The organism is Streptomyces sp. 17_S59, from assembly GCF_056930295.1.
The window spans coordinates 1,638,403-1,657,043 of record NZ_JBXOWD010000001.1; the positions used below are offsets into that span (position 1 = coordinate 1,638,403).

15 protein-coding genes are annotated in these 18,641 nt (G+C 71.5%); 1 reads left to right on the plus strand and 14 read right to left on the minus strand.

Translation table 11 applies throughout. The features are described 5' to 3' along the window. Positions 1 to 36: 36 nt before the first annotated feature. Positions 37 to 621 carry a signal peptidase II gene (locus tag AC1Z4A_RS07105; protein WP_483676989.1) on the minus strand — a complete coding sequence of 195 codons (585 nt, stop codon included), beginning with the start codon at positions 619 to 621 and terminating at the stop codon, positions 37 to 39. 65 nt (positions 622 to 686) lie between these two features. Next, positions 687 to 2,072, minus strand: coding sequence for a TraR/DksA family transcriptional regulator (locus AC1Z4A_RS07110; RefSeq protein ID WP_483676990.1), 1,386 nt, complete (start codon positions 2,070 to 2,072; stop codon positions 687 to 689). A 441-nt stretch (positions 2,073 to 2,513) separates the two neighbouring features. Between AC1Z4A_RS07110 and ileS the strand changes: the two genes are divergently transcribed. After that, positions 2,514 to 5,648 carry an isoleucine--tRNA ligase gene (gene ileS, locus AC1Z4A_RS07115; protein ID WP_483676991.1) on the plus strand — a complete coding sequence of 1,045 codons (3,135 nt, stop codon included), beginning with the start codon at positions 2,514 to 2,516 and terminating at the stop codon, positions 5,646 to 5,648. Positions 5,649 to 5,869: 221 nt separating this feature from the next. Here the strand turns inward: ileS and AC1Z4A_RS07120 are convergent, their stop codons facing one another. The 12 genes from AC1Z4A_RS07120 to AC1Z4A_RS07175 form a co-directional block, all read right to left on the minus strand. Continuing rightward, the gene (locus AC1Z4A_RS07120; protein ID WP_483676992.1) at positions 5,870 to 7,081 is read right to left on the minus strand and encodes a DivIVA domain-containing protein; all 1,212 of its coding nucleotides are present in this window, start codon (positions 7,079 to 7,081) and stop codon (positions 5,870 to 5,872) included. 61 nt (positions 7,082 to 7,142) lie between these two features. After that, on the minus strand, positions 7,143 to 7,427 hold the full coding sequence (locus AC1Z4A_RS07125) for a YggT family protein (RefSeq protein ID WP_086567466.1): 285 nt from the start codon (positions 7,425 to 7,427) through the stop codon (positions 7,143 to 7,145). A 71-nt stretch (positions 7,428 to 7,498) separates the two neighbouring features. Further along, positions 7,499 to 8,107, minus strand: coding sequence for a cell division protein SepF (locus AC1Z4A_RS07130; protein ID WP_361889782.1), 609 nt, complete (start codon positions 8,105 to 8,107; stop codon positions 7,499 to 7,501). 121 nt (positions 8,108 to 8,228) lie between these two features. Beyond that, on the minus strand, positions 8,229 to 8,948 hold the full coding sequence (locus AC1Z4A_RS07135) for a YggS family pyridoxal phosphate-dependent enzyme (RefSeq protein ID WP_483676993.1): 720 nt from the start codon (positions 8,946 to 8,948) through the stop codon (positions 8,229 to 8,231). Then, positions 8,945 to 9,709, minus strand: a complete 765-nt coding sequence (gene pgeF / locus AC1Z4A_RS07140; protein ID WP_483683528.1) for a peptidoglycan editing factor PgeF — start codon at positions 9,707 to 9,709, stop codon at positions 8,945 to 8,947. Before pgeF ends, AC1Z4A_RS07135 begins: the two co-directional genes overlap by 4 nt. 5 nt (positions 9,710 to 9,714) lie before the next feature. Continuing rightward, positions 9,715 to 10,959 (minus strand): cell division protein FtsZ, encoded by a 1,245-nt coding sequence (ftsZ, locus tag AC1Z4A_RS07145; protein WP_483676994.1) that lies wholly within the window; start codon positions 10,957 to 10,959, stop codon positions 9,715 to 9,717. A gap of 240 nt (positions 10,960 to 11,199) precedes the next feature. Then, positions 11,200 to 12,105: a cell division protein FtsQ/DivIB gene (locus tag AC1Z4A_RS07150; RefSeq protein ID WP_483676995.1), complete on the minus strand. Its 906-nt coding sequence runs from the start codon at positions 12,103 to 12,105 to the stop codon at positions 11,200 to 11,202. Positions 12,106 to 12,132: 27 nt separating this feature from the next. Then, positions 12,133 to 13,227 (minus strand): undecaprenyldiphospho-muramoylpentapeptide beta-N-acetylglucosaminyltransferase, encoded by a 1,095-nt coding sequence (murG, locus tag AC1Z4A_RS07155; RefSeq protein ID WP_483676996.1) that lies wholly within the window; start codon positions 13,225 to 13,227, stop codon positions 12,133 to 12,135. A gap of 6 nt (positions 13,228 to 13,233) precedes the next feature. Continuing rightward, the gene (ftsW, locus tag AC1Z4A_RS07160) at positions 13,234 to 14,619 is read right to left on the minus strand and encodes a putative lipid II flippase FtsW (RefSeq protein WP_483676997.1); all 1,386 of its coding nucleotides are present in this window, start codon (positions 14,617 to 14,619) and stop codon (positions 13,234 to 13,236) included. Positions 14,620 to 14,671: 52 nt separating this feature from the next. Further along, a complete protein-coding gene (gene murD, locus AC1Z4A_RS07165; protein ID WP_483676998.1) occupies positions 14,672 to 16,126 on the minus strand; it encodes a UDP-N-acetylmuramoyl-L-alanine--D-glutamate ligase in 1,455 nt (484 codons plus the stop codon). Further along, positions 16,108 to 17,172, minus strand: a complete 1,065-nt coding sequence (mraY, locus tag AC1Z4A_RS07170) for a phospho-N-acetylmuramoyl-pentapeptide-transferase (RefSeq protein ID WP_483676999.1) — start codon at positions 17,170 to 17,172, stop codon at positions 16,108 to 16,110. The genes murD and mraY overlap by 19 nt, the downstream gene beginning before the upstream one ends. After that, positions 17,172 to 18,593 (minus strand): UDP-N-acetylmuramoyl-tripeptide--D-alanyl-D-alanine ligase, encoded by a 1,422-nt coding sequence (locus AC1Z4A_RS07175; protein WP_483677000.1) that lies wholly within the window; start codon positions 18,591 to 18,593, stop codon positions 17,172 to 17,174. Before AC1Z4A_RS07175 ends, mraY begins: the two co-directional genes overlap by 1 nt. Positions 18,594 to 18,641: the final 48 nt, after the last annotated feature.

An 18,641-nucleotide genomic window follows, 5' to 3' on the forward strand; every position in this document is an offset into this window, starting at 1 on the left:
CCGTACGCGCGGGCCCGCGCAGCCGTCCGCGGAGGGTCAGTCCTGGTGGACCGTGCCGTCCGGGTCCAGGCCCCGGAAGGAGAGGATCACGATCAGGAAGCCGCCGCAGACGATCGCGGAGTCGGCGAGATTGAAGACCGCGAAGTGCGGGGCGGCGATGAAGTCCACCACCCCGCCCTCGAAGCCGCCGGGCGACCGGAAGATCCGGTCGGTGAGGTTGCCGAAGGCACCGCCGAGCAGCAGGCCGAGCGCGATCGCCCACGGCAGGCTGTAGAGCTTGCGGGCGATGCGCGCGATCGCCACGATCACGGCCGCGGCGATGACGGTGAAGACGACCGTCATCGCCTCGCCGATGCCGAAGGCGGCACCGCGGTTGCGGATCACCTCGAACTGGAGCCAGGTGCCGAGCACCCGAATGGGGTCGTGGTGCTCCAGGTGGGCCACCACGAGCAGCTTGCTGCCCAGGTCGAGGAGGTAGGCGAAGGCGGCCACCACGAGCAGCACCGCGATGCGCCGCCTGCCGACGGTTCCGCTGTTCCCGCCGCCCGCGGCCGTCACCGCCGTGGCTCCGCCGCGCTCGGTGGGCCCGGTGGGCCGTCCGGCCTGTTCCGCCTCTGTCACGTGAGTCCCTGGATGTCGTCCCTGCTGACTGAGGACGAGGGTACGGCACGCGCTGCCGGGCGGGTCTAGCGACGTTCCTGCCGCTGTTTGCAGTCCACGCACAGGGTGGCCCTGGGAAATGCCTGCATACGGGCCTTCCCGATGGGTTTGCCGCAGTTCTCGCAGAGGCCGTACGTCCCGGCGTCCAGCCGCTCCAGCGCCCGCCGGGTCTGGATCAGCATCTCCCGGGCGTTGGCCGCCAGGGCCAGCTCGTGCTCCCGGGTGATGTTCTTGGTCCCGGTGTCGGCCTGGTCGTCGCCCGCACCGTCGCCCGAGTCGCGCATCAGCCCGCTGATCGCCTCGTCCGCGGCGTCGATCTCGGCCTGGAGCCGCAGGGCGTCGCTCTGCAGCTCCGTCCGGGCCTCGGCCACCTCGGCGGGCGACCAGGGCTCCTCCCCCGGCCGCACGGCGAGCACCCCGGTGCCCGCGGCGCGGGCTCCCGGCACCTTCTTGGCGGCCTGTGCCTCACCCATGGTCTTCTTCGCAGCCACCGTCCTGGCTCCCGTCTCCTCAGCGGGCACCGCCGTTGCGGCCGGTGCGGCCTTCTCCACTGCCTCTGCTGGCTCTGCTGGTGCGGTGCGGGCCGCGGCCCGCTTCGGCGCGGCGGCCTTGCGGGGCGCCTTGCCGGCCGTTGCCTTGTGCGCGCGCTCCGCTTCCCCAGCCTGTGCGGCTTTCCCTGCCGGGGCCTTCCCGGCCGGTGCGGCTCTCTTCCTCGGCCCGGCCTTCGCGGCCGGGGCGGTTTCGGCGGCGGCCCCCGCCGCCCTGGCCTTCCCCTGCGGGGCGGTCCCGGCCACCGTGCCAGTCTTCCCCGCCGGAGCCTTCTTGACCGCGGATGCGGCCTTCTTGACCGACGCGGACTCCTTGACCGGGGCGGCCGTCCCGGCCGTGGTCTTCTTCGCGGCGGTTTTCTCCGGGGCGGCTTTCCCGGCGGCCGCCTTCTTGGCCGAGGCCTTCGCGATCGCCTTCTTGGCCGCGGCTTCCTTGGTGGCTGTCTTCTTCGCCGGGACCTTCGCCGCCGCGGACTTCTCTGCGGTGGTCTTCTTCGCACCGGTTTTCTTGGCGATCGCCTCCTTGGCGGCCGCCTTCTTCGCCGGTGCCTTCGCGGCGGCCGCGGACTTCTTCGCGGACGCGGCCTTGGCGGGGGCCGCCTTCTTGCCCGCGGCAGCCTTCTTGGCGGTGCCCGCCGTGGCTGCCGCGGCCTTCTCGGCCGGGACGGCCTTCTTGGCGGCCGATTTCGCGGCGGACGCACCTCCGGCCGTCTTCTTGGGCGCCGCCCGGCCGACCGCGTCGGCTTTGGTGATCTTCCTGGCCGCCGCACCGGCATTCGCACCGGCATTCGCGGACTTCGGCAGGGCGGACGTCCCCCGAACGGGCGCGGCCCGGACGGCCCTCGTCGCCGACTTCTCCGCCATGGCCGCGATCCCTTCACATTTTATGATCTTGCGTGTGAATCGTGCGGGAAAGATAAATCGGCTCAGGGCACGCGGCAACGGGGCACGCCGGTCTCCTGCGTTGTGCCCGCCCTCCGGCCCCGTAATCGGTCGGCCGCTCGCGGCTGCGCCCCGTACACTGGGCGCAGCGAAAGGCGTGGATGGGACGAGTAGCGCCGCACGCAGCCATCAGCGATCCGGGGACGGTGCGAGCCCGGGGGGCGTGCGCGGGGTGAAGATCAACCCGGAGCCGCCGGAAGAACGCCCCCTCGGGGTCAGTAGAACCGGCGTCGCGACCCTAATGAGGGGGCCGGAGGCAGAGCCTGCCTGCGGCCAAGGAGGGTGGTACCGCGGGAGCCCGGCGCAAGCCGCCTTCTCGTCCCTCCGACGGACAGCGCACAACCGTCCCGCCGGAGGAAGCCGATGACGCAGTACCGCCAGGTACCCGCTCAGGTCGACCTGCCCGCCCTGGAGCACGCCGTGCTCGAGTTCTGGCGCGAGCAGAAGATCTTCGCCCGTACCCTCGAACAGTCCGAGGGCCGCCCCGAGTGGGTCTTCTACGAGGGCCCCCCGACCGCCAACGGCATGCCCGGCGCCCACCACATCGAGGCGCGCGTCTTCAAGGACGTCTTCCCCCGCTTCCGCACCATGCAGGGCTACCACGTGGGCCGCAAGGCCGGCTGGGACTGCCACGGCCTGCCCGTCGAGCTGGCCGTCGAGAAGGAGCTGGGCTTCTCCGGCAAGCAGGACATCGAGGCGTACGGCATCGCCGCCTTCAACCAGAAGTGCCGCGAGTCCGTCACCCGCCACACCGACGCGTTCGCCGAGCTGACCACCCGCATGGGCTACTGGGTCGACCTGGACGACGCGTACCGGACGATGGACCCCGCATACGTCCAGAGCGTCTGGTGGTCGCTGAAGGAGATCTTCCAGAAGGGCCTGCTGGTCCAGGACCACCGCGTGGCCCCCTGGTGCCCCCGCTGCGGCACCGGCCTGTCGGACCACGAGCTGGCGCAGGGCTACGAGACGGTCGTCGACCCGTCCGTGTTCGTCCGCTTCCCGCTGACCTCCGGCCCGCTGGCCGGCGAGGCCTCGCTCCTGGTGTGGACGACCACCCCGTGGACGCTGGTCTCCAACACGGCTGCCGCCGCGCACCCCGACGTCACCTACGTCGTGGCCACCGACGGCAGCGAGAAGCTGATCGTCGCGGAGCAGCTGCTGGAGAAGGCCCTGGGCGAGGGCTGGACGGCCACCGGGCAGTCCTTCACCGGCCGCGAGATGGAGCGCTGGGCCTACCGCCGCCCGTTCGACCTGGTCGAGCTGGAGGGCGCCAACTTCGTCGTCAACGCCGAGTACGTCACCACCGAGGACGGCACCGGTCTGGTCCACCAGGCCCCGGCCTTCGGTGAGGACGACCTCCGGACCTGCCGCGCCTACGGCCTGCCGGTGGTCAACCCGGTCCGCCCGGACGGCACCTTCGAGGAGGGGCTCGGCCTGGTCGGCGGCCAGTTCTTCAAGAAGGCCGACGAGAAGCTCGTCGCCGACCTGGCCGAGCGCGGCCTGCTCTTCAAGCACATCGCGTACGAGCACAGCTACCCGCACTGCTGGCGCTGCCACACCGCGCTGCTGTACTACGCACAGCCGTCCTGGTACATCCGCACCACCGCGATCAAGGACCGCCTGCTCGAGGAGAACGAGAAGACCAACTGGTTCCCCGAGTCGGTCAAGCACGGCCGCTTCGGCGACTGGCTGAACAACAACATCGACTGGGCGCTCTCCCGCAACCGCTACTGGGGCACCCCGCTGCCGATCTGGCGCTGCGAGGAGGACCACCTCACCTGCGTCGGCTCGCTCGCCGAGCTGTCGGAGCTGACCGGCACCGACCAGAGCGACCTGGACCCCCACCGCCCGTACATCGACGACGTCACCTTCACCTGCACCGCCGAGGGCTGCGCGCACACCGCCGTCCGGGTGCCGGAGGTCATCGACGCCTGGTACGACTCGGGCTCCATGCCGTTCGCCCAGTGGGGTTACCCCTACAAGAACAAGGAGCTGTTCGAGCAGCGCTACCCGGCGCAGTTCATCTCCGAGGCGATCGACCAGACCCGCGGCTGGTTCTACACCCTGATGGCCGTCGGCACGCTCGTCTTCGACAAGTCGTCGTACGAGAACGTGGTCTGCCTCGGTCACATCCTGGCCGAGGACGGCCGGAAGATGTCCAAGCACCTGGGCAACATCCTCCAGCCGATCCCGCTGATGGACCAGCACGGCGCCGACGCGGTCCGCTGGTTCATGGCCGCCGGCGGCTCCCCGTGGGCCGCGCGCCGCGTGGGCCACGGCACGATCCAGGAGGTGGTGCGCAAGACGCTGCTCACCTACTGGAACACCGTCGCCTTCCAGGCCCTCTACGCCCGTACGTCCGGCTGGGCACCGGGTGACACCGACCCGGCGCCGGCCGACCGCCCGCTGATCGACCGCTGGCTGCTCGGCGAGCTGAACGCACTGATCGCCCAGGTCACCGAGGCGATGGAGGCGTACGACACCCAGCGCGCCGGCAAGCTGCTGTCCGTCTTCGTCGACGACCTGTCCAACTGGTACGTGCGCCGCTCGCGCCGCCGGTTCTGGCAGGGCGACGCGGCCGCGCTGCGGACGCTGCACGAGGTCGTCGAGACCGTGACGCGGCTGATGGCGCCGCTGGTCCCCTTCATCACGGAGCGGGTCTGGCAGGACCTGATCGTCCCGGTCGACCCGCAGGCCCCCGAGTCGGTGCACCTGGCCACCTGGCCGAAGGCGGACACCGCGCTCGTCGACCCGACGCTGTCGAAGCAGATGGTGCTGGTCCGGCGCCTGGTCGAGCTGGGCCGCGCCACGCGCGCCGAGTCGGGCGTCAAGACGCGCCAGCCGCTGTCCCGCGCGCTGGTCGCGGCGGCCGGTTTCGAGGCGCTGGGCGAGGAGCTGCGCGCGCAGATCGCCGAGGAGCTGAACGTCTCCTCGCTCGCCTCCCTGTCCGAGGTGGGAGGCTCGCTGGTCGACACCACGGCCAAGGCCAACTTCCGTGCCCTGGGCAAGCGCTTCGGCAAGGGCGTCCAGGCGGTGGCGAAGGCCGTCGCCGCGGCCGACGCGGCGGCGCTGTCGCTGGCCCTGCGCGAGGGGACGGCCTCGGTGGAGGTCGACGGCGAGACGGTCTCGCTGGCCCCGGACGAGGTGATCATCACGGAGACCCCGCGCGAGGGCTGGTCGGTGGCCTCCGACTCCGGTGCGACCGTGGCCCTCGACCTGGAGATCACCCAGGAGCTGCGGCGCGCGGGCCTGGCCCGCGATGCGATCCGGCTGATCCAGGAGGCGCGGAAGAACAGCGGGCTGGACGTGGCGGACCGCATCGCGCTGCGGTGGGTCTCCGCGGACGAGGAGGTCGTCACGGCTCTGGGCGAGCACGCGAGCCTCATCGCGGACGAGGTCCTCGCCACGGACTTCGCATCCGGGGAAGCGGACGACTCCTACGGCGAGCCGTTCGTCGACGAGGGCCTCGGACTGACGTTCCGCCTCCGTAAGGCGTAAGCAATCGGGTGATGCCCCCGGCGCCGACGCGCCGGGGGTTTTCGCCCACCCACCCGCCCGTTTACCCGGATCGTTCAGCGAACCCAAGAGATCCTGCTGACCGTGCCGGGTAATGGGCGGGTGGGTGGGCGAAAACCGCGCCGAAGGCGCGGCAAAACGGGCCGGGGCCCCTGGGATTCCCAGGGGCCCCGGCCCGTATGCTCACCGCGGTGCAACCGCGATCAGTTGTCATCCTCATCGATGAGGAAACCCCGCATCGGCGACGGCGCCTGCATCGGCTGCTGTCCCTGCGGCCGCACCGGAGCCATCGGCTGCGTCATGGCCGGGGACATCTGCTGCTGACCGCCGTACGACGGACCGCCCGTCGAGGGAGCGGCGTGGCCGCCCATCGACTGGTTGCCGCCCATCGACTGGTTGCCGCCCATGGAGTGACCGCTCATACCCGCACCGGCCGGGGCCATCGACCCGCTCATGGAGGGGGCCGGCGGCAGCGACGCGGTCGCGGGGGTGCGCGGCGGGGCCAGCGAGTCGTCCGCCTGGTTCTCCAGCTGGCGCAGCTGGCTCTCCAGGTAGGACTTCAGGCGCGTGCGGTACTCGCGCTCGAAGCCGCGCAGGTCCTCGACCTTGCGCTCCAGCGTGGCGCGGGCGGACTCCAGCGAGCCCATGGCCACGCGGTGCTTCTCCTGCGCGTCCCGCTCCAGGGCGTCCGCCTTGGCACGGGCGTCCCGCTCCAGGCCCTCCGCACGGCTGCGGGCCTCGCCGACGATCTTGTTGGCCTCGGAACGGGCCTCCGCGATCGCCTGATCGGCCGTCTGCTGTGCAAGGGAAAGGACTCGGGCCGCGCTGTCGCCGCCCGGACCCTGGCCGGGCTGGGGCAGCTGCGGGCCGCCCATGGGGCCGTTCTGCGCCATGGCGTTCTGACCCATGGGGCCGTTCTGGCCCATCGGTCCGTTCTGCGCCATGGGGTTCTGCCCCATCGGTCCGTTCTGTCCCATGGGTCCGGGTCCGCCCATCGGACCACCCATCGGACCGTTCTGTCCCATCGGGCCGGGACCGTGCGGGCCCTGGGGACCGTGGCCGTGGCCGCCTGGGCCGGCCGGCAGCTGCGGGGCACCGCCCGGAAGCTGCGGCGGGCCACCCATCTGCTGCTGGTTCGGCGGCACCGGCTGCGGGCCGGATATGGCGGCGGGCACGGGAGCACCGGGTCGCTGGTCCTGCGGCTCGGGCTTGCGCATGTTCTGCTGCTGGTTCTGCGCGGCGGCACGCGTGGCGGCGGCCAGCTTGGCGCGCAGATCCTCGTTCTCCCGGAGCAGGCGGGTCAGTTCTGCCTCGACCTCGTCGAGAAAGGCATCGACCTCGTCCTCGTCATAGCCTTCTCGGAGGCGGACGGTCGTGAACTGCTTGTTCCGCACGTCCTCGGGGCTCAGCGGCATCTCTTCTTCACCTCAACGTAGTCGTCGGCAATCGGCAAGACCGTATCGTTCACAGCCGCGTTCACAGCCGGCTCACGACGGTGATCAGGATGTAGACGATGATCATCAGTACGAAGAAGGACAGGTCGAGCGCTACGCCCCCGAGACGCAGCGGCGGGATGACCCGCCGCAGAAGCTTGAGTGGCGGATCGGTGACAGTGTAGGTGGCCTCCAGGAGGACCACCATCGCCTTACCGGGTTGCCACGAGCGGGCGAACTGGAAGACGTAGTCCATCACCAGCCGGAAGATCAGGACGATCAGGAAGCAGTACAGCGCGATGTAGATCACCTGCTGTGCGATGCCCATCTCGCGCGTCCCTCTCCCCTTGCTCGTACTCGGCCTGACTGGCCGTTGTCCGGATTGCCCGGTGTTGCGTCTCAGCTCTGGTTGAAGAACCCACCCTCTGCGATGCGGGCCTTGTCCTCCGCCGTGACATCGACGTTAGCAGGAGACAGCAGGAACACCTTCTGCGTCACCCGCTCGATGCTGCCGTGGAGTCCGAAGACCAGACCGGCGGCGAAGTCGACAAGCCGCTTCGCGTCGGTGTCGTCCATCTCGGTGAGATTCATGATCACCGGCGTACCTTCGCGGAAGTGTTCCCCGATGGTACGGGCCTCGTTGTAGGTCCGGGGGTGCAATGTCGTGATGCGGTAGGGCTCCCGCTCGGACACAACCTTGGGCATGATCACCGGTGCGTTCTTCTCCAGAGAGTGGCGTTCGGGTGTGATGGACGACACGGGGGCGATTCGGGCGGGTCGTCCCGTTTCCGCTACGAGCGGAGCGGGTTCGCGCTGCGCGGGCGGCTGGGCGACTCGAACCGGTTCGTCCGATTGCGTCTGTTGTGCTTGATGCGTTTGGTGCTGTCGGCGCCGGTCCGGCTCCGGTTCGGGCTCGAACTCGTCGTCGGGGTCGAACCCCGGGCCGTCGTACCCATCGTCCTCCACGAGGCCGAGGTAGACCGCCATCTTGCGCATCGCGCCGGCCATTCTCCGCATCCTCCGCTCTGTGGTGGATCGGCTCCGTCAACGGCGCCCGGATCCACGTGGTCCGCCCGCCTTTTGGCGGGAATGACCATATTTTCTGCTGTGGTCCGACTTCTTGGCGACGTTACCCGAGCCGGGGTCGGACTCCGAGCACCGCTGAGCCGACACGTACATGTGTCGCACCGGCCGCCACGGCGTCCTCGAGGTCCGCGCTCATCCCTGCGGACACCATGTTCGCAGTCGGATGGGCCGCGCGCAGGTCCGTTGCGATTTCCATCAGCCGGCCGAACGCCGCCCGGGGTCTCCCCGCAAACGGCCCGGCCAGCGGAGCAACCGTCATCAGACCCGCGGGCCGCAGCCCTTCGGCCGCCGCGATCTCCGCGGCGAGAGCCGGCACCCCGTCGGGAGCGACGCCTCCTCTGTCCCCGCGGTTCCCGGACTCGGCGTCAAGTGCCACCTGGATCAGGCAGTCCAGCTCCCGGCCGGCCCCGACGGCCGCCGCCGAGAGCGCCGTGACCAGTCTGTTCCGGTCAACTGAGTGCACCGCATCGGCGTATTTCACCACCGACCGGACCTTGTTGGTCTGCAACTGACCGACAAAGTGCCAGGTAAGCGGCAGATCCGAGCACTCGGCCGCCTTCGGGGCGGCGTCCTGGTCACGGTTCTCCGCGACGTGCCGGACCCCCAGTTCGGCGAGGAGGCGGACGTCGCTCGCCGGGTAGGTCTTGGTGACCACGATCAGGGTCACCTCCTCGCGCTTGCGACCGGCGGCGGCGCAAGCGGCAGAGATACGTTCCTCCACCCGAGCGAGGTTGTCCGCCAACTGGGTTCTACGGTCCGTCACAGCTCGTCCAGCCACACATAGCTCGCGAGCCGCCCCGTGGTGCGCTCGCGCCGATAGGAGAAGTGGTCCGCCGACTCCAGCGTGCAAATGTGGGATTTGCCGCCGATGGTGACACCCATTCGGTCCAGCTGGGCCACGACCCCGGCCGCCACGTCCACCGCCGGGGTGCCCCGGCGGGTGGTGGACCAGGCCTCGGGCACGGCTTCCGCGACCTCGGCGCGCATCGTCTCCGGGACCTCGTAGCAGAGGCCGCAGACCGAGGGGCCGATGTGGGCGACGATCCGGGCCGGGTCGGCACCGAGCCGGACCATCTCCTCGACGACCGCCGGCACGACCCCGGCCACCAGCCCGGGCCGCCCGGCGTGGGCGGCGCCCGCGATCCCGGCGACCGGGTCGGCCAGCAGGACCGGCGTGCAGTCGGCGGTCAGCACCGCGAGGGAAAGCCCCCGACGCGCCGTCACCACGGCATCGACCCGGGGGATTTCACCCGTTTGCCAGGGTCCGTCCACAACCGCCACATCGCGGCCGTGGACCTGGTTCATCCAGACCACCGCGGCCGGGTCGAGGCCCAGCGACCGGGCGGCCCGCTCGCGGTTGGTCCGCACGGCCGCCGGGTCGTCGCCGACCGCGCCGCCCAGGTTCAGCTCCGCATACGGAGCGGCGCTCACCCCGCCCCACCTGTCGGTGAAGGCGAAGTGCGCGCCGCTCGCGTGGGCCACCTGGGGCCCGCCCCGCGCCTGCGGGGCCGAGTTCCCTATCACCGACGTCACTTCAGGAAGTCGGGAACGTCCAGTTCCTCGGCGGTCGAGTCCTGGTACGGGCGGGCCGGGGGGACCTGGGGCGAGGCGACCGGGGGCGGCGGGACCTCGGCGACCGGGGCCGGCTCGGCCGGCGCGGGCTCCTCGGTGCGCGGGGTCACGCTGCCCAGGCCGCCGAAGGCCGGGCGGGCCGGCTCGGCCGGCGCGGCGGACTGGCGGCCGGCGGCCGCGGCCGGGGCGGCCTCCTCGCGGGCGGAGCCGTAGGAGGAGCCGAGGACCTTGTCCCGGCTGCCCTTGGCCGGCGGCTGGCCGCCGTCGAACCCGGCCGCGATGACCGTGACCCGGACCTCGTCGCCGAGGGCGTCGTCGATGACGGCGCCGAAGATGATGTTGGCCTCGGGGTGCGCGGCCTCGCTGACCAGCTGGGCGGCCTCGTTGATCTCGAAGAGACCGAGGTCGGAGCCGCCGGAGATGGAAAGCAGGACGCCGCGGGCGCCGTCGATGGACGCCTCCAGCAGCGGCGAGGAGATCGCCATCTCGGCCGCGGCCACCGCACGGTCGTCGCCGCGGGCCGAGCCGATGCCCATCAGGGCCGAGCCGGCCTCGGACATCACGGACTTGACGTCGGCGAAGTCGAGGTTGATCAGACCCGGGGTGGTGATGAGGTCGGTGATGCCCTGGACACCGGACAGCAGGACCTGGTCGGCCGACTTGAACGCGTCGAGCACGCTCACCTGGCGGTCCGAGATGGACAGCAGCCGGTCGTTGGGGATGACGATGAGCGTGTCGACCTCGTCGCGGAGGCTCGCGATGCCGTCCTCGGCCTGGTTGGCACGGCGCCGGCCCTCGAAGGTGAACGGGCGGGTGACCACACCGATCGTCAGGGCGCCGAGCGAGCGGGCGATGTTGGCCACGACGGGCGCACCGCCGGTGCCGGTGCCGCCGCCCTCGCCGGCGGTGACGAAGACCATGTCGGCCCCCTTGAGGACCTCCTCGATCTCCTCGCGGTGGTCCTCGGCCGCCTTGCGGCCGACATCGGGGTTCGCGCCGGCACCGAGGCCGCGGGTGAGTTCCCGGCCGACGTCGAGTTTCACGTCGGCGTCGCTCATCAGCAGGGCCTGTGCATCGGTGTTGATCGCGATGAACTCGACGCCCTTGAGACCGACCTCGATCATCCGGTTGATGGCGTTGACGCCACCGCCGCCGATGCCGACGACCTTGATGACTGCGAGGTAGTTCTGCGGTGCTGCCACGTCGAAGGCCTCTCGCCTCGAGTTACGTATGCCTGGGGGCGGTTCTCAATGCCGACCCGAACCCTAACGTTGAAGTTTAGGGTTACCGGTGCCACTGTTCCCTGGGTTCTCTGAAGCAGGACACTAAGTCGACAAGTGGCGCGGCTTCAACGAACACGCCGAACCTCCCGTTTTTCTTTTCACCCTATGTGATCACCCATAGCCGTAGCCAACCAGGGTGCTGGCCAGCCGGGATCGGCGTCAACTCCCGGACACCGCGGGGGCACCGGGAGCACTGACGTCAAAGCGCTTCGCGCCCCCGGCGGCCTTGAGCAGTGCGGTGAGCGTACGGGCCTTCGCCTCGCCCCGCTCGCCGCTGCCCCAGACCACCGTCCGGCCGCCCGTCAGCTCCACGGTGATGGAGTCGTACGAGCGTACGCGGATGACCTGGGTGTCGCCGCGGATCTCCGCAGGCAGGGCGGCCGAGACCCGGACCGCCTCCTGTTCGAGCCGCTCGGTGCCGAACCGGCGGGTGCTGGGCGAGTCCACGGCCTCCAGTACCAGCCGCGGCACCCCCTCGACGGCTTGATCGACTGTGGCGAACCGCACGCCCTCGCGGTCGATTTCGATGAACTTTCCGCCCTTTTCGAGGAGCGCCTTGGGCCGTCGTTCGGTCACTTTGAGACCGATCGCGTGTGGCCAGGACCGTACGACGTCAACCGACTCGATCCGCTTCAGCCGGGTGCGCAGCCGCTCCTCGATGGCGTCGGTGTCCACCGACGCCAGGGGGTCGCCCAGGGGCACCTCGGCCGCCGTGCGCACCTGGTCGGGCGTCAGCGCGGTGGTGCCGCTGACGTCCACCCGGGTGACGCGCAGCCAGTCGGAGCCGTAGAGCGCCCAGCAGGCGCCCGCGCCGAGCAGAACGGCGAGCGCCCCCCACAGCACGAGCCTGCGCCGCCGGAGGGCGCGCGGGCGGGGCCGCGAGGGGCGCGTACGGGCGTTGCGGGAGCCGCCGCCCGGCCGGGGCCGGGCGGACGACGGGCGGGACGGCTTCGACGACCTGGACGCCGCGGAAGCCCTGGCCGGCTTCGGCGACTTGGACGACTTGGACGACTTGGGCCTTGCGTTCTTCTCGCCACCGCGCCGGGCGGTCGTCGATCCGGCCACGCTCCAGCCTCCTGCTCCTACGGGCCGTCAGCCCGCTCTGCGTGCGGCAATCGCCTCGTACACCATGCCGACGAGCAGTTCGTCGGCGTCCCGTCGGCCGAACTCGGCGGCGGCACGGGACATCTCGTACAACCGGTGCGGGTTGGACAGCACCGGGAGCACCTGGCTCTGCACCCACTCGGGAGTGAGCTCGGCGTCGTCGACCAGCAGTCCGCCGCCCGCCTTGACCAGGGGCTGGGCGTTGAGCCGCTGCTCGCCGTTGCCGATGGGCAGCGGGACATAGGCGGCCGGGAGGCCGACGGCGGACAGCTCCGCGACGGTCATCGCGCCCGCGCGGCAGAGCATCATGTCGGCCGCGGCGTACGCGAGGTCCATCCGGTCAACATACGATACCGGGATATAGGGCGGCATTCCGGGCATGTTGTCTGCGCGCGGCAGTTCGTTCTTGGGGCCGACCGCGTGCAGCACCTGGATGCCGGAGCGCTGGAGGAACGGGACGACGGCCTGGATGACCTCGTTCAGCCTGCGGGCGCCCTGCGAGCCGCCGGAGACCAGCAGCGTGGGCAGGTTGGGGTCGAGCCCGAAGGCGGCCCGCGCCTGGGGGCGCATGGCGGCCCGGTCCAGGGTGGCAATGGTGCGGCGCAGCGGGATGCCGACATAGCGGGCGTTGCGCAGCTTGCTGTCCGGGGTGGACACCGCGACGCCGGCGGCGTAGCGCGAGCCGATCTTGTTGGCCAGGCCGGGGCGCGCATTGGCCTCGTGCACGATGATCGGCACGCCCAGCCGCTTGGCGGCCAGATAGCCGGGCAGTGCCACATAGCCGCCGAAGCCGACCACGCAGTCCGCCTTGGTGCGCTCCAGGATCTGCTCGGCGGCCTTGATGGTGCCGCGCAGCCGCCCGGGGACGGTGATCAGCTCCGGGGTGGGCTTGCGGGGCAGCGGCACGGCGGGGATCAGCCCCAGCTCATAGCCCCGCTCGGGCACCAGCCGGGTCTCCAGGCCCCGCTCCGTGCCGAGCGCCGTGATCCCCACGGTCGGGTCCTGCCTGCGCAGGGCGTCCGCGAGGGCGAGCGCGGGCTCGATGTGGCCGGCGGTCCCCCCACCGGCGAGTACGACATGCACCGAAATTCACCGCTCTCCGGACGGCCGCTTCTTGACGCGCCGTCTCATCGTCTTCCATCTCACCCCAGGCTGCCGCATGGCCAGCGCCGCCCGCGCACCGGGTTCGTCGCGCGCGAAGGCGATCAGGAGCCCGATGGCGAACATGGTCGGCAGCAGGGCGGACCCTCCGTAGGAGAACAGCGGGAGCGGGACTCCGGCGATCGGCAGCAGGCCGAGCACCGCACCGATGTTGACCACGGCCTGGGCCGTGATCCAGGTGGTCACGCCTCCCGCGGCATACCTCACGAAGGGGTCCTCCGTGCGTCCGGCCACGCGGATACCCGCATAGCCTAGAGCCGCGAACAGGGCGAGCACCGACAGCGTCCCCGCGAGGCCCAGCTCCTCGCCGGTGATCGCGAAGATGAAGTCGGTGTGCGGCTCGGGCAGTTCACCCCATTTTTCCACACTCGCCCCGAGCCCGGCTCCGAACCAGCCGCCGTTGGCCAGGGCGTAGATCCCGTGCACCGCCTGCCAGCACTGGTCGTGATCACCCGGGTCCGTGGCCCCGATGCACTCCAGCCGGGACATGCGGTTCGCACTGGTCTTGATGAAGAGTACGGCGAGGGCGGCGGTGACGCCGAACACACCGGAGAAGAGCCTGGTGGGAGCGCCCGCCACCCACAGCAGGCCGAGCAGCACGGTGGTGAGGACGACGGTGGTGCCCATGTCACCGCCGAGCATGATCAGGCCGAGCAGCAGGAAGGTGACGGGCACCAGCGGCACCAGCAGGTGCTTCCACTGGGTGAGCAGCTTCTTCGAATGCTTGCGGGCCAGCAGGTCGGCGCCCCAGAGCACCAGCGCGAGCTTGGCGAACTCGCTGGGCTGGAGCTGGAAGGGCCCGCCGAGGGAGATCCAGTTGGTGTTGCCGTTGATGGTCTGGCCGATGCCGGGCACCTGGACCAGGCAGAGCAGGAAGACCGAGCCCGCGAGCAGCGGGTAGGCCAGGGCGCGCAGCAGCCGGACGGGCGTCCGGGCGGCGGCCAGCAGCAGCACGGTGCCGATGGCTGCGGCCAGCAGCTGCTTGCGGAAGAAGTAGCTGGGGGCGAGGCCGTTCTGCAGCGCCTTGATCTGGGAGGCGGAGTAGACCATCACCAGGCCGAGCACGGTGATCAGCAGGGAGCCGCCGAGTACCAGGTAGTAGGCGGTCAGCGGGCGGTCCCAGGCGCGCTTGGCGCGCAGGTGCAGGCCGCGCAGGCCGCCCGGGCCGCCGCGGGGCGGGCGGGGGCCGCCCGTGGCCGCCCGCGGCGCCGGACGGGGCGCGCGGGCGGGCCGGGGGCGGGCCGGGGAGCCGCGCAGGGCCGTCCAGGCGCCGCCCGGCAGGGCGTCGTCGGCGAACTCCGCGTGCATCCGCATGTTCCCCTCCGCTGGTGTCCCGCGCCGCCGGCCCGCGCCGCGGGTCCGGCGGCTACTCGTCCGCGGCGCGGCCGGCCGCCAGGGCCCGTACCGCCTCGGCGAAGGCCTCGCCGCGCTTGTTGTAGTCGGTGAACATGTCCATCGAGGCGCAGGCCGGGGCCATGAGCACGGTGTCCCCTGGTGCGGCCAGCCGGGCCGCCTGCCGGACGGCCTCGGCCATCGCCCCAGTGTCGGTCCGGTCGAGGTCCACGACCGGGACATCCGGGGCGTGTCGCGCCAGAGCCTCCCTGATCAGCGCCCGGTCGGCCCCGATCAGGACGACGCCGCGCAGCCGCTTGGCGGCGGCGGTGACCAGCTCGTCGAAGGTCGCGCCCTTGGCCAGGCCGCCGGCGATCCACACGATGGACTCGTAGGCGGCCAGCGACGCCTGGGCGGCGTGGGTGTTGGTGGCCTTGGAGTCGTCCACGTAGGCGACGCCGCCGACCTCGGCGACGTGGGCGATGCGGTGGGCGTCCGGGCGGAAGGCGCGCAGCCCGTCCCGCACGGCCCGGGGCTCCACGCCGAAGGCGCGGGCCAGGGCGGCGGCGGCCAGGGCGTTGGCGATGTTGTGCGGGGCCGGGGGGCCCGCGGCGGGCGCGATGTCGGAGACCTCGGCCAGCTCCTGGGCCTGCTGGTGGCGGTTCTCCACGAAGGCCCGGTCGACGAGCAGGCCGTCGACGACGCCCAGCATGGACGGGCCGGGGGCGCCGAGGGTGAAGCCGATGGCCCGGCAGCCCTCCTCCACGTCGGCCTCGCGGACCAGGTGCTCGGTGCGGGGGTCCTCGGCGTTGTAGACGCAGGCGATCGTGTTGCCCTCGTAGATCCGGCCCTTGTCGGCGGCGTAGGCGCGCATGGAGCCGTGCCAGTCGAGGTGGTCGGGCGCCACGTTGAGGACCGCCGCGGAGTGGGCGCGCAGCGAGGGCGCCCAGTGCAGCTGGTAGCTGGACAGCTCGACGGCGAGCACGTCGTACGGCCGGTCGCCGAGCACCACGTCGATGATCGGCGTGCCGATGTTGCCCACGGCGGCCGTGCGCAGGCCCGCGGCCTGCAGGATGGACGCGAGCATCTGCACTGTCGTGGTCTTGCCGTTGGTGCCGGTGATCGCGAGCCAGGGGGCGGAGCCCTCGTCGCGCAGCCGCCAGGCGATCTCCACGTCGCCCACGACCTCCACGCCCGCCTCGGCGGCGGCCGCGAAGAGCGGGCTGTCGGGCCGCCAGCCGGGCGAGGTGACGACGAGGTCGGTGCCCTCGGGGAGGGTGGCCGCGTCGCCGAGGCGGACCGTGATGCCCCGGGCCTCCAGGGCGTCCGCGCGCTCGCGCAGCGCCTCGCTGTCCCCGCCGTCGACGACGGTGACACGGGCGCCGAGGCCGGCCAGGGCGCGGGCGGCGCTGATGCCGCTCACGCCGAGGCCGGCGACGGTGATGTGCTTGCCGTTGAATTCCGCAGAGGTCACTTGACCGCCAGCCATCCCGCGTAGAAGATCCCGAGTCCGACGGCGACGCACAGGCCCTGGATGATCCAGAAGCGGACCACCACAAGGACCTCGCTCCACCCCTTGAGTTCGAAGTGGTGCTGGAGCGGAGCCATCCGGAAGACGCGCTTCCCGGTCAGGCGGAAGGAGCCGACCTGGATGATCACGGACATCGTGATCAGCACGAAGAGGCCGCCGAGGAGGGCGAGCAGCAGCTCGGTGCGGGAGCAGATCGCCAGACCCGCGAGGGCGCCGCCGAGGGCGAGCGAGCCGGTGTCACCCATGAAGATCTTGGCCGGCGAGGTGTTCCACCACAGGAAGCCGAAGCAGGAGCCCATCAGCGCGGAGGCCACGACGGCCAGGTCCAGCGGGTCCCGCACCTCGTAGCAGGCGGCGCCCGCGGTCAGCGAGTTGCCGCACCACTGGCCGTGCTGCCAGGTGCCGATGAAGACGTACGCGCCGAAGACCATCACCGAGGCGCCGGTGGCGAGGCCGTCGAGGCCGTCGGTGAGGTTCACACCGTTCGACATCGCGAGGATCATGAACAGCGCCCAGACCACGAAGATCACCGGGCCGACGGACCAGCCGAAGTCCTGGGTGAACGAGAGCCGGGTGGACGCCGGGGTCTGGCCCCGGGTGTCGGCGAACTGCAGCGCGAGGACGGCGAAGGCGATGCCGACGATCAGCTGGCCGGCCATCTTCGCCTTGGCCCGCAGGCCCAGGCTCCGCTGCTTGACGATCTTGATGTAGTCGTCCAGGAAGCCGACCAGGCCCATGCCCGCCGTCAGGAACAGCACCAGCAGGCCCGAGGTCGTCGGCTCCTTGCTGGTGATCACCTTCGTCACGGCGTACGCGATGAGCGTGGCCAGGATGAAGGCGATGCCGCCCATGGTGGGCGTGCCCTTCTTCCCGGCGTGGCCGCGCGGGCCGTCGTCGCGGATGAACTGGCCGTAGCCCTTGCGGGCGAGGAACTTGATCAGCAGCGGGGTGCCGATGAGGGTCAGGAACAGACCGATGACACCCGCGAAGAGGATCTGGTTCATCAGCCGGCGACCTCACCGTCGACGGCGAGCAGCTGCTCGGCCACCCGCTCCAGCCCCACCGACCTGGACGCCTTCACCAGTACGACGTCTCCCGGGCGCAACTCGCTGCGCAACAGGTCGACCGCCGCCTGCGCGTCGGACACGTGCACCGACTCCTCACCCCACGAACCCTCGTTATAGGCGCCCATCCGCAGCCAGGCCGCTTCCCTGCCCCCGACTGCCACGAGCTTGCTGACGTTGAGCCGGACGGCGAGCCGCCCGACCGCGTCGTGCTCGGCGAGTGACTCCTCGCCCAGCTCGGCCATCCGACCGAGTACTGCCCACGTACGTCCGCCCCTAGCCTGTGCGGCTTCGCCCATCGCGGCCAGCGCGCGCAGCGCGGCTCGCATGGACTCGGGGTTCGCGTTGTAGGCGTCGTTGACGATCGTCACGCCGTCCGCACGCTCGGTGACCTCCATGCGCCAGCGCGAGAGCTGGCCCGCCCCGGAGAGCGCTGCGGCGATCTCCGCTGCGGGCATGCCCAGCTCATGGGCGACGGCGGCCGCGGCGAGCGCGTTCGACACGTGGTGCTCACCGTACAACCGCATGGTCACGTCCCCGCACCCGGTGGGTGTGTGGAGCGTGAAGGAGGGCCGTCCGGTCGCGTCGAGACGGACGTCCTCGGCGCGGACGTCGGCATCGGACGCCTCGCCGTACAGCACCGTACGGGCCTTGGTGCGGGCGCTCATGGCGCGCACCAAGGGGTCGTCGGCGTTGAGCACGGCGACGCCGCCCTCGGCCGCGGCCGGCAGCGTCTCGACCAGCTCGCCCTTGGCCTGGGCGATTTGTTCGCGGCCGCCGAACTCGCCGACGTGGGCGGTGCCGACGTTCAGCACGACGCCGATGCGCGGCGGGGTCAGCTCGGCCAGGTAGCGGATGTGGCCGATGCCGCGGGCACCCATCTCCAGCACGAGGTGGCGGGTGCCCTCGTCGGCGCGCAGCGCGGTCAGCGGCAGCCCGATCTCGTTGTTGAGGGAACCCGGGGTCCACACCGTGGGGCCCAGGCCCGTCAGGAGCTGGGCGACCAGGTCCTTGGTGCTGGTCTTGCCGGCCGAGCCGGTCAGGCCCACGACGGTGGTGCCCAGCTTCCCCACGACGGCGCGGGCGAGCTTGCCGAGGGCGGCCACGACGTCGTCGACGACGATCGCGGGGACGCCGACGGGCCGGGCGGCCAGCACGGCCACGGCACCGGCCGCGACGGCGCGCTCGGCGAAGTCGTGGCCGTCGACGTGCTCCCCGGCGAAGGCCGCGAACAGGCCGCCGGGCCGCACCTCACGGGAGTCGATGACCACCGGGCCGGTGACGGTGAGCCCCGGGTCCGGTATGTCGTGCTGCTGCCCGCCCACGATGGCGGCGATCTCGGCGAGGGACAGTGCGATCACCGGTCCTCACCTCCGGCCGTCGAGGAGGGCTTCCGGGGGAAGGGTTGT